Annotated in this window: 1 protein-coding gene; it reads left to right on the plus strand. The window is 55.2% G+C overall.

Annotated features, from left to right (window positions below):
• Window positions 1-60: 60 nt before the first annotated feature.
• Window positions 61-335, plus strand: a 275-nt coding sequence (locus P0D89_RS54370; protein WP_408379906.1) for a hypothetical protein, incomplete at its 3' end; no start/stop codon positions are given.

The raw sequence follows: 335 nt of genomic DNA on the forward strand, positions 1-335 counted from the left end.
GGTCAGACGCACCGTAGGCACTGGCGCTGTACCTCGCCCATCGAACCGACAGGAGGACTGATGGTCACCGCGATAAGACCGCTCTTTGCAAAAAACATCAGCTCGATCGATAGCAATGAGGAGGACGCGATCTTTGTTGTGGATCCTGAGCTCGGCGGGCTGGGCAGGATCGATGTCCGCACGGGCCTCTTTCAATGCCTGCTCAATTTCAAGCATTTCAATGAGTTCGAGAGAGCGGCGGCACTATGCATGCGGCCAGACGGTACGATCCACTATTGCCGTTCCAATCTGATCCATACAGTCAGCATAGAAAACGGCTCGGTACATGCCGCAAC

The organism is Paraburkholderia sp. RL18-085-BIA-A (assembly GCF_046027075.1).
Taxonomy (GTDB): Bacteria; Pseudomonadota; Gammaproteobacteria; order Burkholderiales; family Burkholderiaceae; genus Paraburkholderia.